This window comes from Acetobacter malorum (genome assembly GCF_002153605.1).
Lineage (GTDB): Bacteria > Pseudomonadota > Alphaproteobacteria > Acetobacterales > Acetobacteraceae > Acetobacter > Acetobacter malorum_A.
Genome location: NZ_JOPG01000011.1, coordinates 25,161 through 38,936, shown reverse-complemented (window position 1 = coordinate 38,936; position 13,776 = coordinate 25,161). Strand labels below are relative to the sequence as shown.

General features: G+C 61.9%; 19 protein-coding genes. 17 read left to right on the top strand and 2 right to left on the bottom strand.

The features are described 5' to 3' along the window. Window positions 1–263 precede the first annotated feature (263 nt). The 14 genes from HK23_RS14740 to HK23_RS06010 all read left to right on the top strand — a co-directional run bounded on the left by HK23_RS14740 (window position 264) and on the right by HK23_RS06010 (window position 8,957). Window positions 264–653, top strand: a complete 390-nt coding sequence (locus HK23_RS14740; protein WP_256940090.1) for a hypothetical protein — start codon at window positions 264–266, stop codon at window positions 651–653. 18 nt (window positions 654–671) lie between these two features. Further along, a complete protein-coding gene (locus tag HK23_RS06070; protein WP_007396851.1) occupies window positions 672–995 on the top strand; it encodes a DUF736 domain-containing protein in 324 nt (107 codons plus the stop codon). 343 nt (window positions 996–1,338) lie between these two features. Continuing rightward, window positions 1,339–1,476, top strand: coding sequence for a hypothetical protein (locus tag HK23_RS14510; RefSeq protein WP_167370233.1), 138 nt, complete (start codon window positions 1,339–1,341; stop codon window positions 1,474–1,476). A gap of 265 nt (window positions 1,477–1,741) precedes the next feature. Continuing rightward, window positions 1,742–1,927: an XRE family transcriptional regulator gene (locus HK23_RS06060; protein ID WP_456304736.1), complete on the top strand. Its 186-nt coding sequence runs from the start codon at window positions 1,742–1,744 to the stop codon at window positions 1,925–1,927. A 145-nt stretch (window positions 1,928–2,072) separates the two neighbouring features. Continuing rightward, window positions 2,073–2,336: a DUF2285 domain-containing protein gene (locus HK23_RS06055; protein WP_078527159.1), complete on the top strand. Its 264-nt coding sequence runs from the start codon at window positions 2,073–2,075 to the stop codon at window positions 2,334–2,336. 138 nt (window positions 2,337–2,474) lie between these two features. Beyond that, window positions 2,475–2,693: a transcriptional regulator domain-containing protein gene (locus HK23_RS06050; protein ID WP_078527161.1), complete on the top strand. Its 219-nt coding sequence runs from the start codon at window positions 2,475–2,477 to the stop codon at window positions 2,691–2,693. Between the two features lie 19 nt (window positions 2,694–2,712). Continuing rightward, the gene (locus HK23_RS06045; protein ID WP_230975644.1) at window positions 2,713–3,261 is read left to right on the top strand and encodes a DUF2285 domain-containing protein; all 549 of its coding nucleotides are present in this window, start codon (window positions 2,713–2,715) and stop codon (window positions 3,259–3,261) included. A 220-nt stretch (window positions 3,262–3,481) separates the two neighbouring features. Then, complete coding sequence (locus tag HK23_RS06040; protein WP_078527163.1) at window positions 3,482–3,733, top strand: helix-turn-helix transcriptional regulator; 252 nt, start codon at window positions 3,482–3,484, stop codon at window positions 3,731–3,733. Further along, window positions 3,696–4,826 (top strand): replication initiator protein A, encoded by a 1,131-nt coding sequence (locus tag HK23_RS06035; protein WP_462920552.1) that lies wholly within the window; start codon window positions 3,696–3,698, stop codon window positions 4,824–4,826. Before HK23_RS06040 ends, HK23_RS06035 begins: the two co-directional genes overlap by 38 nt. Further along, window positions 4,823–5,320, top strand: a complete 498-nt coding sequence (locus HK23_RS06030; protein ID WP_078527165.1) for a DUF2840 domain-containing protein — start codon at window positions 4,823–4,825, stop codon at window positions 5,318–5,320. The genes HK23_RS06035 and HK23_RS06030 overlap by 4 nt, the downstream gene beginning before the upstream one ends. Further along, a complete protein-coding gene (locus HK23_RS06025) occupies window positions 5,317–5,874 on the top strand; it encodes a S26 family signal peptidase (RefSeq protein WP_078527167.1) in 558 nt (185 codons plus the stop codon). Before HK23_RS06030 ends, HK23_RS06025 begins: the two co-directional genes overlap by 4 nt. 1 nt (window position 5,875) lies before the next feature. After that, window positions 5,876–6,214 carry a DUF736 domain-containing protein gene (locus HK23_RS06020; RefSeq protein ID WP_039733991.1) on the top strand — a complete coding sequence of 113 codons (339 nt, stop codon included), beginning with the start codon at window positions 5,876–5,878 and terminating at the stop codon, window positions 6,212–6,214. 4 nt (window positions 6,215–6,218) lie between these two features. Beyond that, on the top strand, window positions 6,219–6,935 hold the full coding sequence (locus tag HK23_RS06015; RefSeq protein ID WP_086653276.1) for a lytic transglycosylase domain-containing protein: 717 nt from the start codon (window positions 6,219–6,221) through the stop codon (window positions 6,933–6,935). Between the two features lie 282 nt (window positions 6,936–7,217). After that, window positions 7,218–8,957 carry a relaxase/mobilization nuclease domain-containing protein gene (locus HK23_RS06010; protein ID WP_086653275.1) on the top strand — a complete coding sequence of 580 codons (1,740 nt, stop codon included), beginning with the start codon at window positions 7,218–7,220 and terminating at the stop codon, window positions 8,955–8,957. A gap of 13 nt (window positions 8,958–8,970) precedes the next feature. Here the strand turns inward: HK23_RS06010 and HK23_RS06005 are convergent, their stop codons facing one another. Both HK23_RS06005 and HK23_RS06000 read right to left on the bottom strand, forming a co-directional pair. Next, window positions 8,971–9,399, bottom strand: a complete 429-nt coding sequence (locus HK23_RS06005) for a type II toxin-antitoxin system VapC family toxin (RefSeq protein WP_086653274.1) — start codon at window positions 9,397–9,399, stop codon at window positions 8,971–8,973. Continuing rightward, on the bottom strand, window positions 9,399–9,653 hold the full coding sequence (locus HK23_RS06000) for a type II toxin-antitoxin system Phd/YefM family antitoxin (protein WP_078527175.1): 255 nt from the start codon (window positions 9,651–9,653) through the stop codon (window positions 9,399–9,401). Before HK23_RS06000 ends, HK23_RS06005 begins: the two co-directional genes overlap by 1 nt. Before the next feature lie 212 nt (window positions 9,654–9,865). On the opposite strand from HK23_RS06000, the gene HK23_RS05995 reads away from it, so the two are divergent. From HK23_RS05995 to HK23_RS05985, 3 genes are all read left to right on the top strand, one after another. Further along, the gene (locus HK23_RS05995) at window positions 9,866–10,693 is read left to right on the top strand and encodes an abortive infection family protein (protein ID WP_086653273.1); all 828 of its coding nucleotides are present in this window, start codon (window positions 9,866–9,868) and stop codon (window positions 10,691–10,693) included. Window positions 10,694–11,138: 445 nt separating this feature from the next. Then, complete coding sequence (locus tag HK23_RS05990) at window positions 11,139–13,139, top strand: conjugal transfer protein TraG (RefSeq protein ID WP_179193818.1); 2,001 nt, start codon at window positions 11,139–11,141, stop codon at window positions 13,137–13,139. Between the two features lie 7 nt (window positions 13,140–13,146). Further along, window positions 13,147–13,593, top strand: coding sequence for a CopG family transcriptional regulator (locus HK23_RS05985; protein WP_086653284.1), 447 nt, complete (start codon window positions 13,147–13,149; stop codon window positions 13,591–13,593). Window positions 13,594–13,776 lie beyond the last annotated feature (183 nt).

Here is a 13,776-nt window from a genome sequence, read left to right as displayed (position 1 = left end):
TGCCCGCGCTTCCGGTTGAAGCAAACGGGACTGCCCGCGCGCCGGGAGGCCCCACCCGGAGAGAACGGGTGCGGGGCGTGACCTTTCGCCCCATTCCAACTGCGGGGACGATGGATGAGGGAGGCGGTGGCCCCCTTCCTCGGCGGTGAACAGGTCGAAACAGCAGCGGCGAAGGAGGGATCGTCCAGCGGGCAACCGGCTGGCAGGCCTTCGTTGGAACGACGGGTCCGTAGGATGCGGCCCGAACCGTTCGCAGCAGGGACGTGGCAGTCGGGGGCGGGTGTCAGGCCGCAGCCCGTGTCACCAGCATGGAAGACGGTCGCACCGGGCGAGCGCGATATTCTTCTGTGTCGCACGTTCCCCACCTGTCGGACCGGTCATGCCGGCATCGTCTCTCCTGGGGGGCTGTCGGGTCCGCACACCATGGCCTCTGTTGGATGGCTGATCTAGCCGAAGACCGGCTGCGCCTCGATCGGCTGGCCGCAACGGCGTTCCGGAACTTTCTTCCCCTGACGGCTGCGCCGTCATTCCTCGCGAGACAAGAAAGTTCCGGCCCTGCCGTCCTCCGCTGCGCTGCGGCCCTGAAGGGTGCTCTGCCGCTCGCCTCCGGCTGGTCGATCGCCATCGAGGCCACGGTGGTCGCGGCCCGATAACAGCATGGAGACACGACAATGGCTAACATCGGTTCCTTCAAGAAGGTGGGCGAAGGCTTCGAAGGCGAAATCGTCACCCTGGCCCTGCAGGCCCGCAACGTCCGGCTGGTGGCCGAAACCAACCGTCCCAACGACAACGCCCCCAACTACCGCGTCTATCTGGGCAGGATTGAACTCGGTGCGGCCTGGACCCGCCGCTCCAGCGAAGGGCGCACCTATCTGAGCCTGAAGCTGGATGATCCCTCTTTCGCCGCCCCGATCTTCGCAAACCTGTTCACCGACGAGGACGGCGAGGGCTACTCCCTGATCTGGACCCGGCCCCGCAGCCGGAACGGGGACTGACCCTCCCACACCCAACCCCGCCCGGTCTCCCCGGGCGGGGCCTTCCGGGTCTTTTTTTCCACGTGCTTTTCCGGGGTGTGGGTGGCAATCCTGGTCGCCCCACGTGGGACGCAGGAGGAACACGAGGCTTTCCCTTAGCCTTCCCATTGTACCATGCGCGAGGGCGAACCGCGTCAAGGACGCGTGGTCCCCCCAATTTTGCCCGACGCACCCGTGCCGGGCACGCCGAACAAAATCGGCTCCCCCACGCGCCGGCGAGCCGGTCGCCTGCGGCGATCCTTGACCCGGTCCGCCCCGGCATGAGCCGTGCGTCCTGTCTTCGAGAAACGAAAGGAGCAGGACGATGACCACGCTATACGACCACATCCAGATGCTGTGCGCCGAACTGACCAGCTTTCACCTCAGCCGGCGCGAGCGCCGGCAGATCGAGCGCGAACTCAAAGAAGCGCTTGCCCGACGCGATGCCGAGCCCCCCGCCTGACGGGGGCTTTTTTCTGGTCAGCCCGACGGTCTTGTCCGACAGGACTGGAGCCGCCTGAATGGTGCGTGGACGCCGATTCCTTTTTCCTATCGTCCGGAAAGAACGACGTTGAATATTCACAATGCGACTATTATAGTCGTATTTCTGGTGTGCAGGCCTTGCGTGTCGGATGTGATCGCGGATGATCACTGGCCGACAGGTAAGGGCGGCACGGGCACTTCTGAACTGGACACAGGAAAGGCTCGCTGAAAAGGCCCTCGTAGCATTGACCGCGCTCAAGCGCCTTGAATCCGAACGCGGTCTGGGCGTTCATGAGGGCACAATCGATCAGGTCCGTCGCGCGCTGGAAGCGGCGGGCATTCTGTTCATCGAGTCCGGACAGGGACGCGGCGTCATGTTTCTAAACGAGACTTCCGATATCCAGACGCGGCAGGGTCGGGGACGTGGCTGAGCGGATTTCTCCTGATCCGCTCCGTTCATGTCGTTCTTTTCCCCTTGCGTGCGCTGATTTCTGGCGGGGCGTGCGAGCCAGGCCGGTCAGCAATCCCGATCTTTGTTATCGAACCGATCTGGCAGCGGTATCATGAGGAGCCGCCATGACCGACCCGTCTTTCCTCGACCATCCCCCTCTCACCGTACGGGTGAACGCCTACGACGAAGCGCATCTCGGGCTCTACCTGCGCCTTCTGGTTGCGGAAGAAGAAGGGGCGGACTGGCGCGAAGTCGTTGCCGTGCTGTTCGAAATTGATCCGGTTCGTGAACCGGTGCGTGCGAAGGCTGTTCATGACAGGCATCTGGCACGGGCGCGCTGGATGACCGAAGCCGGTTTCCAGCATCTGTTGCAACCGCGCCTGCAATAGCCGGGCTTCGCCCCGGCTCGCGCATCGGCCCTGCGCTTCTCTCCCTGATAAGAAATCAGGGTCTATGCACTCCCGTTTCCGATCTGGCTGATGGAATCTCCCCCTTTTGCCGCATGGGGGACAGACAGGGAGGCCCGTATGCCCACATCCTTCTGGCGTTCACCGGAACTGCGCGACCATATCAGCCGTCTGGACCGCTCCGGTTTCGCCGTCGAATTTCTCCGCCGTAACACCACCTATCGCCGCGATTATGCCCGTCTGCAACGGCGGCTTGGCCGCCGGGGCGTGGATTCCGCTGCCGAGTGCGCGGCGTTCGCCCAACGCTGGGGGCTCTGTTTTTGTCCATGCGCCCGATAAGCCCGCTCCTCAGGGGCGCATGGTCTGGCGGCCCGAGGTTTCACCGGCCACGCTGATCCTCACACCCGCGCCACCGGATTTCGCCATTGTGACCCCGATCAATCCGGCGGTGCTCGGAACCATCCTGGCCCGTCATGATGCGGAAGACGACACGTGGCTGGTGATCGGCGATGCGACGGGCGATCTTTACCTCCGGCTTCTGAACCCGCTGGCCATCGGTCGCCCCGCTGTGCTTCTGCCGATGGATGACGCCGCCGAACTGCGTCTCGACGTGGCGCTGCGTTTCTTTCGCAGGCAGCGCGGTCAGCGCGTTGGCCTGCTTCCGCGCGCTCTTCAACTCACGCCGCTGCAGCGCGCGCGGCAGATGCAGCTCCTGCTCGCCTTCGATATTCACGAAGCGGGCGGCACCACCCGTGATATCGCCATCGCGGTCAATCGTTCATGGCAGGCCGCTTTACCGGCGGTCGAATGGCGCAACACGGCGGCGCGTCGCCATGCGGAGCGCCTGCTTCTTGACGCCCGGAACCGGGTCAGCGGCGGCTATCTGGATTTTTTACGCGGGCGATAACATAGCCGGTTTTCGCTCCTTCCCGCTGCTTTCCCCCATTTTCCTCACGCTGCTTCACGTCCGGCTCCGCCCGGCACCTCCTGCATACGCTCCGACGCGCGGGGGTGGACACTGACCTCGAAAAATCTTCGTCCACCCCCAACGCCCGCTTTCTCCGCCACCGTCATCCCGATCCGCCGCACCATCCCCGCGGCGCTTCGAGACCAGATGGAGGTATACCATGCTCGACAGACACGCGCCGTCACCGGCGCGCTACCTGCGCACACATCAGGCCGCGCAGATTCTTGGCCTTTCTCCCCGCACGCTGGAGAAATACCGCTGCCATGGCAGTGGCCCGACCTTCCGCAAGCTTGGCGGTCGTGTCGTCTACCTGATCGACGACCTCGACGCCTGGGCTGCCGCCAGCGCCTGCCGGTCCACGTCTGATCCGAATTATGACGAGGCCCGCTCCGCCGGCCTTGATCGCCGGTGAGGGGAGGATGGACATGCAGGCCCGTCATACCCTCACGGCCAGCGAGCGCAGCAGGCTCCTGCCGTTCGTTGTCGCCAGTGGCGAGATCAGCCCGCGCGACCAGCGCGATCTGATGGAGCGACCGTTTTTCTCGCTGTCCAAAACGAAGCGCACGACGCCAATCCTCTACGCGGCAGGGGACACGCGCGTCGAGGTGTTCGGGATGCCCGAGCACGGCATGGCGACGATCTGGGACGCTGACGTGCTGATCTGGGCTGCCAGCCAGATTGTCGAGGCGGAAAATCTCGGCCTTACAACGTCACGCTTCCTGCGCTTCACCCCCTACCAGTTGCTCACCGGTATTGGCCGACAGACCGGGGCGCGGGATTATGGGCTCCTCAGGGCGGCACTTGCCCGGCTCCAGTCCACCGTGGTCGCCACCACGATCCGCCACGGCCAGAACTGGCGACGGCAGCAGTTTTCCTGGATTACCGAGTGGGAAATCTGCGCCAGCCGCAACGGTCGCGCCGCTGGTGTCGAGATCGTCATTCCGGAATGGCTCTATCGTGGCGTGATCGACCGGTCGCTGGTGCTGGCCATCGACCCGGCCTATTTCCGGCTGACGGGCGGCATCGAGCGCTGGCTTTACCGCGTGGCCCGCAAACACGCGGGTCGCCAACCTACCGGCTGGACTTTCGAGATCGGGCATCTGCACCAGAAATCCGGCAGCCTGATGCGTCCCTCGGACTTTGCCATCCAGATCCGGCGTGCCGCCGCCAGCCAGCCCTTGCCAGGCTATCGCCTGAGCATTGAGCGTGCCGGCGTGCGCGAGTTGTTGCGCATCCTGCCAACCGACTTATCCACACATCCTGTGGATAATTATGTGAATAGTATCAGGACATCACACGCATCCACTATCGGGACATCACACGCAGGACTATCGGGACTTCACACGCACAAACCCCAGCTAAGTCTTTGGCCTGAAACGGCGATTCCGGCCCTTAACTTATCTAACTTAGACTCTAACTCTTATGTTGATGGGAAGCGCCGTTCTGCGGATAACCCCTCTTGCCCGTCCATTGCCCCCTTCACGGGGCCGGGAGACGGGCCATGACCCGGCATCCTCCCATCTCCCATCGGCATCCGGCGGCACTGACGCATGTCGAACTGACCTGGATCGACAGGCGCATCGAACACTGGCTGCGCTTCGGGCATTGCAGCGACGAGCAGATACTTGATGACCGCCGTCGCATTTCCAGTTTTGCGCCAGGAAGTGTTTTCGCCTTTGTGCGCTGGGCGTCCAATGACCTCGGTATCACCGTCTCCCGGCTGGATATCGTGCGCGCGGTCAGGGCTGGCGAAGTGTTCCAGACTTTGCCGTTCGTGCGTCCCGGCGGCGAAATCCTCCTGCGTGTCGATAGCTGGCCACGGGTCGAACATGTGCTTCGGGTGGTCGACGCCATTGAGGCGCTGGGTCTCGATCCGGCGGATGCGGCGCCCGAATACTGGCGGCATCTGCACCATCGCATCACGGCCGGACATGAGCCGCGTGCCTATACGCGCGAGCAGCATTCAGCATGGCTCAAGCGGCGGCAGGTGATGTCATGACCCGGCGTGGCTGGTTCTTTGCGACCTATTTCGCCGTGCTCGGTGTTGGCGCGTCGATGGTCGTTCATCCTGCGCCACGCCTGATCTGGAACGAGACGGCGAGCGTGCCCGTCGGGCTCTACCGATTGCACCCGGTTCCCGCGCCGCATGTCGGTGATCTGGTCGCTGTCCGCCTGCCCGAGCGCGAGGCGAGGCTGCTTGCAACGCGCGGTTACCTTCCTCTCGCTGTTCCCCTGCTCAAGCCCGTAGCGGCTGTCGCGGGGCAGTCCGTGTGCCGTACCGGGCAGCGCGTCACCATCGACGGAAAATTCGCAGGCGATGCGCAATCCCTCGATCACCGGGGCCGTCCATTGCCCGTCTGGCAGGGGTGCCAGCACCTCGCTCCAGACCAGCTCTTCGTCATGAACCCGGCCGAGCCACGCAGTCTCGACGGTCGGTATTTTGGCCTGTTGCCCCTGTCCACCGTCATCGGTCGCGCCACCCCGGTCTGGCTTCTGTCCGGGAGCAGGCAGCCTGTCACCGTGACCTTCAATCCGTCCCCGAAAGGGCAATGAAATGGCACAGATCGGTCTTTTCACGCGCACGAAAACCGGTTTTGCCGGGCGCATCCGCACCCTCACCGTGGCGCAGGATATCCTTCTCGTTCCGGCCGAGTTTTCCGACGCCGAACATGCCCCGGATTACCGCATCCATCTCACCGATGCCGATGGCCCGGAGGTTGGTGCTGGCTGGAAACGCACCGGCGAGAGGGCTGGTGAATACATCGCCGTAGCCCTCGACGACCCCGCCTTTGCACAGCCGATCCGTGCCAATCTCTTCCGTGCCGGTGGGGAGCGTGCGGTCTGGGTGCTGAACTGGACGCGTCCGTCACGGCGTGTCGAACGCGGGGAATGAGACCATGCGACGCACGGTTTTCCTCGCTGTTGGTGTCATTGCAATCGGTGTATCGGGCGTCATCGATCCGTCACGGGCAGCATCGGTTCCAGCGCCCGCTGACACCGATCCTTATGCTGCCGTGATCGCTGAAGCCGTGCAGCGCTTCAACATTCCCGCCACATGGATACGGGCCGTCATGAGCGCTGAGAGCGGTGGTGATATTGGCGCGATTTCATCGAAAGGCGCGCTCGGCCTCATGCAGATCATGCCCGCGACCTGGAGCGACCTTCGTACCCGTTACGGGCTGGGACGCGATCCGTTCGATGTGCATGACAACATCCTCGCGGGCGCTGCGTTCCTGCGCGAGATGCACGATCGTTACGGCTTGCCGGGTTTCCTGGCAGCCTATAACGCCGGGCCGGGGCGCTATGAGGACTACCGTGATCGGCAACGTCCGCTGCCACCCGAAACGCGCGCCTATGTCGCCGGATTGCTGTCCCTGATCGGTCAGGGCGGTGCTGAATCGTTGCTGCCGGTTTCGCATCCTGATCCGCTGTTCTGGACCCGTGCACCGATTTTCGTCATGCAATCGGACGACGCGAGGAAAGGCGTTCCGGTTGCAATGAAGCTGCCGTCGAAGGATGTTCGAAGTGACATCATCGCGCATGGTCTTGCACCTGTCAGGCCGCTTTCCGATGGGCTTTTTGTCGCTTCTTCCGCATCGGTGGCAACGCCATGAATACGCGTTCACGCATCCTTTCCCTTGCCGGTTTGCAGTGGTTCGCGCACGGCCATTGGAGCAGGCACCAGCATCGCGGATTGGGTGCTGGTAGGGTGGAACAGGCACTTTGGGGCATGGGGAATGAGAGGCGAGATAAAAGGGCGCACATTGCGCCTCGGTTGGGGTGTTGGTTTTCCTGTGTTTTTTCGTTCTCCCGGCAATGTTTCTCCCTCTCAGGCAATGTTTGCCGACCCTGTTTTTCTTTGTTGCCCCTGCCTTTTTCGCACATTGGAGGGGCCGATGGCGCGCGAGAATGATTTCCAGCCCCGTCTGGGTCGCATCCGCTCACCACGCGCCCAGCGGCTCAAGCCCTTCGTCGCCCAGGCCCTCGCCTCGGCCCAGCGTGCCGGAGGTGGCGGGTTCCGATCGGGCCGCAATGGCGGTGGTTCCCGTTCGTCCTTCGGGCGTGGCCGTGTCGCGGCAGCCAGAGCCAATCGCCTGCTGACCAGCCGTGCCCGCCGCGTCACCGTCAAGGCTCGTGTCGTGCGTCATAGCGGGCGCAAGGCGCCTCTCGCCGCTCATCTTCGCTACCTACGTCGGGAAGGGGTGACGAAGGACGGCGAGAAGGCGCGGCTCTTTGGTCCCGGCATCGACGATGCTGACCCAAGGGCGTTCGCCGAACGCTGCGAGGACGACCGCCATCATTTCCGTTTCATCGTCTCGCCTGAGGACGCGCCGGACATGGCCGACCTCAAGGGCTATGCCCGCGAACTGGTCGGGCAGATGGAAAAAGACCTCGGCACGAAGCTGGATTGGGTGGGGGTAGACCACTGGAACACCCAGCACCCCCATGTCCACATCCTCGTGCGCGGCGTGGCTGAGGATGGCAGTGACCTCGTGATCTCCCGCGATTACATCCGCGAGGGCCTGCGCGCCCGCGCCCAGGATCTGGTGACGCAGGAACTCGGGCTGCGTAATGACGTCGAAATCCATCGCGCCCTCGAACGCCAGGTCGATGCCGAGCACTGGACCCAGCTCGACCGGCAACTGGCCCGCGACGCGGACCGCAACGGCATCATCGACATGGCGCCAGCGCCGGATCGGCAGCCTGATCCGTTCGAGGCCCTGAAGGTCGGGCGCCTGCGTCGGCTGGAGGGGCTTGGTCTCGCCCATCAGGCCGGACAGGGACAATGGATGCTGGATGAGTCCGCCGAGGCGACGTTGCGCGAACTGGGCGAACGCGGCGACATCATCAAGCGCATCCACCGTTCGCTGGCTGAGCGCGGCATCGAGCGGAGCACGTCGAGCTATGTGTTGGCGGGTGAAAGCCTAGATGTTCCCGTCCTCGGCAGGCTGGTTGATCGCGGTCTGGACGATGAACTGAAAGGCACGGCCTACGCCGTCATCGACGGGGTGGATGGTCGCACCCATCATGTCCGTTTCCCCGATCTCGATGCAACGGGGGACGGGGCGATGGGTTCGGTGGTGGAATTGCGCGCCTTCGATGACAGGAAGGGGCAACGGCGTGTGGCGCTGGCTGTGCGGTCCGATCTGTCGATCGAGGAGCAGGTGACGGCGCGCGGGGCCACCTGGCTGGACCGGCAGGCCGTGGCGCGTGATCCTGTCGCATTGGGGCAGGTGGGCTTCGGCGCCGAAGTGCGTGAGGCGATGGAGCGACGCGCGGAGCAGTTGATCGAACAGGGCCTCGCCGAGCGCCGCGCACAGGGAGTGGTGCTGGCGCGCAACCTGATCGGGACACTCAGGGACTGCGAGGTCCGGGAAGTCGGAGATCGGCTGGCCACCGAGACTGGCCGGACATTCAGCCAGTCGGCATCGGGAGATTACGTCACGGGCAGCTATCGTCAGCGCATGGTGCTGGCCTCGGGTCGCTATGCGATGATCGATGACGGGCTTCAGTTCCAGCTTGTACCCTGGACGCCCTCGCTGGAAAAACAGCACGGGCAGCATGTGTCCGGGGTTGCGCGCGGTGATGGCGGGGTTGACTGGAGCTTTACCCGCAACCGGGGGCTGGGTTTGTGAAACCGTGGATATGTCAGTCAGGCTGGGGTTCCCACGGGTTCAGCAGGGGAACGCCGCATGGCAGGAAATCAGCGACGTTGCGGGTCACGACGGTCTTGCCGTGAACCAGCGCGGTCGCGGCGATGAGCGCATCACGTTCCGAGCGGGGATCGGGGACATGCAATCGGGCACAGCGCAGGGCCACCGTTTCATCAACCGGCAGGATACGTCCTGCGAACTCGGGAAGGACAAGCTGCTCCAGCCAGGTCCGCAGGATCATACCCGTCGTTTCGTCCCGCCGCTCCATACGCAGGATTCCGGTCTCCAGTTCCATGACGGTTATGGCGGAGAGGTACAGACTTTCCGCATCAACACTATCGGCCCATTTCGCGACGTTCGGATCGGACTTTCCGGCGCGGACCTTTCTCAATTCTGAAACGACGTTCGTGTCCAGCAGGAACATCAAGAAAAATCGGCCGATCGAAGCGTGATATTCGCGCGGGGTGGGTCGAACTCGATATCTGCCAGTCCCGGCATCGCCAGCGCGTCCGCGATTTTTCGTGGGTGGTTCGTCAATCGCCGGTATTCCTCAATGCTGAGGAGGACGTGGGCAGTCCTGCCCCTGTCGGTGATGAACACCGGTCCGTCGGCTGCCGCCTTTTTGGCTCGGCTGGTATCCTGGTTAAACTCGCGGCTTGAAAGTGTGGTGATGCTCATGTCATCGCCTCCCTATCATAATGTAGTCACGTTACTACATTTGGGGCAGGGAGGCCAGTAAATTCAATGCTCGTCCGTTTGGGCCATGCATAGGTATCCTGCCATGCGGGCCGCCAGCCCGGCGCAGATGCTGGCAGAAAAGGGAAATATAGGTTAAATTTGTGGTCGCATTTTCTCTCGATTAAAAACAAAACGGAAAAGTAATTAACACTGTGAATGTGATAGAAAAAATACCTACCAGCATTATTGGGTTGTTAAGTCAGATTTTCCCTGATCGTTATACTCAGGCTGAAATAGATGCGTTGTTTCTGTTCTCGGGTGCTCCGGAGCCAATCCCAGACGGAAGCAAGGCAACGAAAGTTCAGGCATGGCTGAGGCAGATTAATTTAATGTCCAATGAACCGCTGAAAATTCTCGGCTCTATATTGGATGATTTTTTGGAAAAACAGTCACCTGGGAATACGTTCTGGCTGAATTCCACTGATGACCATGTTGCGAAATTGGCGGCAGAAAAAGATCGTATCCGCGAGACACTGACACGCGAAGGCCTGACATATGTTCGGGGCGGCAATATTGTTAAAGGAGGTGCCGTATCGACCATATCGCTTGATGAGAGTGTCAAGAAATACGGCCTCAAATCTGTTGATATCGAGATTCAGAGGGCACTTTCGCAGATCGAACAAGATCCGCATGCTGCAGCCCAATATGCCGGGAATGTTCTTGAGGCTGTGCTTAAGGCGTATCTTGATCACAAACGAAAGGCCTATAATACAACTGATACGCTTGCGGAACTCTGGAAATCGGCAGCAGACGTGATTGGGCTGAGGCCAGCCGATTGGGATAATAAAGACCTCAAGAGGATTGCATCAGGTTTGTACAGTATCGTTGATGGCATTGCACATCTGCGTAATGCCAAAAGCAGTGCGCATGGGAGATCGGAAGAACAGTTTCAGAACATTACAATCAAGCCGCGTCATGCAAGGCTTGCAATACATTCGGCACATACGGTGTGCGCATACGTCTTGGAGCTTTTTGAGTAATCCCAAGGATCACACGAATTTTGTGTCGAATATAAGGAAATAGCCGTCTTCCTGTAGATGCTATGTGACAGGAATAATAGCGAAATACGATGACAGGTTAAAGGTTCGAGAATTCGTCGCTTAGAAAGCCCAGTTGCTTATGCAATTCGCTCATTGCGTCGATCACGCCGTCAAGTATCCGCTGATCTTCTTCGACGCCTTGGCGTGCAACTGCCGCCTTGATATCTTGCTGCGCGTGAGACGCTACGGTACGAATAACCCGCCTTCCCAAAATCCGACTCCTTAATGCAGGCCGTGCGCGTATTCTGAAAGAATTCGAGAGACTGCCGCACCCTGCAAGTATTTTTTCGCTCCTGAACGACCGGGGGCGATCGGGGCAACAATGCGCTTGCACGCTCCGAAATGACGGCTGTCCGCTGTTTCTCCGATGGTTCGGAGAGTGCAGATGGAACAGCCCGGAACACGTATTCAATGGGGACAGGTCGCGGTGGTCCTGTCCATGATCCTCCTGTCCTGGTGGGGCGCTACCCAGTGGACGGCCTGGGAGCTGGGCTTCCAGCCCGAACTCGGGCGGCCCTGGTTCGTGCTGTTTCACCGCTGGCCGGTCTATGCGCCGCCGCTGTTTTTCTGGTGGTGGTATGCTTTTGACGCCTATGCCCCGCAGATTTTTGCGCGCGGAGCCTGGATCGCAGGGTCGGGCGGTGTGCTGGCCTTCGCCGCTGCCGTGGCTCTGTCCGTTCATCGTGCCCGCGAGGCAAAGAAGATCGAGACCTATGGATCGGCGCGCTGGGCAGGGCCGGATGAAATCGCCCAGGCCAGACTACTTGGCCCGGACGGGGTGGTGCTGGGCCGGTATCGCAAAGCCTATCTGCGGCATGACGGGCCGGAGCACGTCCTGACCTTCGCACCGACGCGAAGCGGCAAGGGTGTCGGCATGGTCATTCCCACACTCCTGACCTGGCCCGGTTCGGCGATCGTCCATGACATCAAGGGTGAGAACTGGGAGCTGACGGCGGGATTTCGCTCTCGTTTCGGGCGCGTCGTGCTGTTCGATCCAACCAATGCGACCTCCGCTGCCTATAACCCGCTGCTGGAGATCCGACGAGGAGAATGGGAGGTTCGGGACGCCCAGAACGTCGCCGACATCCTCGTGGACCCGGAAGGCAGTCTGGAGAAGCGCAACCACTGGGAGAAGACCTCGCACTCCCTGCTGGTCGGTGCCATCCTGCACGTGCTCTACGCCGAGCCTGACAAGACCCTGGCCGGTGTCGCCAATTTCCTGTCGGACCCGAAGCGCCCGATTGCCACAACGCTGTCGGCTATGATGCGGACAAAGCATCTTGGCGATGCCGGCGCGCATCCCGTCGTGGCCTCGGCCGCGCGTGAACTGCTGAACAAGTCTCCCAACGAGCGATCGGGCGTGCTGTCCACCGCCATGTCCTTCCTCGGCCTCTATCGCGATCCCGTGGTTGCGGAGGTGACGCGGCGCTGCGAATGGCGGATATCCGACATCGTTGATGGTGATCGCCCGGTGACGCTCTATCTGACCGTGCCGCCGTCGGACATCAGCCGGACCAAGCCGCTGATCCGTCTGGTGCTGAACCAGATCGGGCGACGCCTGACAGAAGATCTTGATGCGGCGGCACAGCGGCGGCGGCTCCTGCTGATGCTCGACGAATTCCCCGCCCTCGGGCGACTGGACTTCTTTGAATCGGCGCTGGCCTTCATGGCGGGCTACCGGATCAAAAGCTTCCTGATCGCCCAATCCCTCAACCAGATCGAACGGGCCTACGGGCCGAACAATTCGATCCTCGACAACTGCCATGTCCGGGTGAGCTTCGCCACCAATGATGAGCGGACCGCGAAACGTGTCTCGGACGCGCTCGGCACCGCCACCGAGATGAAGGCAATGAAGAACTATGCGGGCCACAGGCTTTCGCCCTGGCTCGGCCATTTGATGGTCTCGCGCTCGGAAACCGCCCGCCCGCTGCTGACGGCAGGCGAGATCATGCAGCTTTCGCCAGCAGGCGAGATTGTCATGGTCTCCGGGCTGTATCCGATCCGCGCGAAGAAGGCCCGCTATTTCGAGGATAGCCGCTTTCAGGAGCGTATTCTGCCGCCGCCGAAGCCTACACGTCCGAAGGAGGGATGCCCGGACGACTGGAGCGGCCGTCCCCTTCCACCCAGACCGCCGGCGCCAGATGCGGCGACTGAAACGCCAATGATGGACGATGAGGAAGAAGATCCGAACCAGTCCGCCCAACGCCGTCAGCCGGAACTGGGCGAAGGCACTGTCGAAAAGAAAGAGCCGATGGAGAACGAGTTCACGCCTGATCCAGTCGATGAATTCGACGACATCGCGCCCCGCAACAACCGGATGAACGATCTTATGCGCGGTGTCGCCCGGCAGGCATCGCTCGACCGTGGCGATGAACTTGGACTGTGAGGCAGATATGGTGATGCCGAAAAAGAAAGCCCAGATCTCCGTCTATCTCGATCCCGAGGTGATGAAGACCCTTTCCGCCTATGCCGCGCGCCGCGCGCAGCCGATGTCGCTGATCGTCGAGGCTGCTGTCGCCTCCTTTCTTTCGCCCGATGGGGAGGAGCGCCGCGAGGCTGCCACATCGAAGCGCCTCGACCGTCAGGACCGGCGCCTCGCGCGTCTGGAGCGTGATATTGGCATCACGGTGGAGACCCTGGCGCTGTTCATCCGCTTCTGGCTGACCACGACCCCGCCGCTGCCCGAACCGGCGGCGAAGGCGGCGCGCGCGCAGGCCGGGGCACGTTACGATAATTTTGTCTCAGCCCTCGGCCGCAGGCTGGCCCAGGGACCGAGACTCCAGCAGGAAATCCCGGAGGATGTTTTGGACCCCGGCGCACCGGATGAACCGGAGGCGTAAGATCCGCACCTCGCAAGTATTTTTGCCCTGCGTTTTGCTGCCGTCCTACGACGCCTGAATTCCTGTTGAAACGCGCTGTTTCCAGCCTTTCTTAATGGTCCCCGTCGCTGTTCGTCCGTCGCGTTCGGCCCATACGGGGGAAGGTCATGTCGGTTTCCGTCATCCATGAAGGGGCCAGGGTGC